This is a genomic window from Polynucleobacter sp. 39-46-10, from assembly GCF_002282275.1.
This window is the reverse complement of sequence record NZ_NCJB01000479.1, coordinates 1-1,346: the sequence shown is the minus strand read 5'-3', so window position 1 is coordinate 1,346 and position 1,346 is coordinate 1. Positions and strand designations below refer to the sequence as shown.

The 1,346-nt window shown below is 44.9% G+C and carries 2 protein-coding genes; both read right to left on the bottom strand.

Translation table 11 applies throughout. From position 1 onward, the window contains the following. Positions 1–425, bottom strand: a 425-nt coding sequence (locus B7X71_RS16965) for a hypothetical protein (protein WP_293601603.1), incomplete at its 3' end; no start/stop codon positions are given. Between the two features lie 38 nt (positions 426–463). Next, positions 464–1,346 (bottom strand): LOG family protein (locus B7X71_RS16960; RefSeq protein WP_363927284.1); only part of this gene is annotated, 883 nt, incomplete at its 5' end.

The following is a 1,346-nucleotide window of genomic DNA, read 5'->3' as shown; positions in this document are numbered from 1 at the left end:
ATCATGACGGAAGCAGTCCAGGCAAAAGCAAACATCCCGGAGAAAGCAATGATGATCGCCAGCATCTTCCAACCTTTTGGCAGGAGGTCGTCCATAAAACCCATTGCGGTATAGGTGCTGCCACTAAATAAAATACTCTCACCCAAATTTGGCAAGAGATTAAAAGCTTTGAGGGCAATCCCCCAGAGAATGATTTCAAAGATGTGCGTGAGAAATAAACAGAGCACGCTGATATAAAACACGATAGCTACTGAAGAGTACTTATGCTCCGAAAGATATAAGAATGATTTCACCTCATAGCGTTTCGCAATTTGAAGTAAAGCAAGACCATGTACCAACATCACCACTAAAAGCATGGCAATGCCAAACAAATAGGCCGGTAGGTCTAGTTCGGAGCTGAGGGATATGGTGTTGGAAATAGTCATGGTATCTGTACGCCTATTTTACCGTTCTCATGAACCTACTAGGCCAACTGATACCAGTTACGAATGACTTCCCAAGCTTCTTGAGCGGTTTCAACAAAGTGGATTAAATCCACATCTGGCTGCTCAATCACCCCATGCTCAAGCATCTGGTGGAAGTTAATCACCTCCTGCCAGAATGTCTTACCCACTAAGATGATCGGAAATCGATCCACCTTCTTCGTCTGCATTAAGGTGAGCACCTCAAAGAGTTCGTCAAAAGAACCAAAACCCCCTGGATAAGCCACAATCGCCCTCGCCCTGAGCATGAAGTGCATCTTGCGAATAGCAAAATAATGAAAGCGGAAACTTAAACCGGGTGTGAGATAGGGATTGGGATACTGCTCTCGCGGTAAGCTGATGTTAAAACCAATCGTCTCATCCCCCGCCTCAAACGCACCACGATTGGCAGCCTCCATAATTCCAGGCCCGCCACCAGTGGCGATGTGTAGCTTATTTCGATTCTCAGATTGCGTAGCGTTATAGCCAGCAACAATTGCCCCAAACTCCCTTGCCGAATCGTAGTACTTGCAATGCAGTAATGCTCTTTTAGCTTCTGCTACAGCCTCTGGAGTTTTGGCATTCTTCTCTAGCTCTCGCGCTGCTTCACAGTTAATAAAACGAGTGGAACCAAATACAGTAATCGTGTGCTCAATACCTCGCTCATGCAATAAGATCTCTGGCTTTAACAACTCCAACTGAAAACGCAAGCCTAAAGTTTCACGACGAGCTAAAAAGGCTTGGTCATCAAAAGCAAATCGATAGGAGTCTTCAGAACTCTTTTCCTCCAACTGGCTTTTCTGAAGATTCAGAAAATCAGTGATGGTTTGAGAATTATTGATCGGGAGTCTTGGGCTCATATTTGGACCTCTAGATACAGCAACA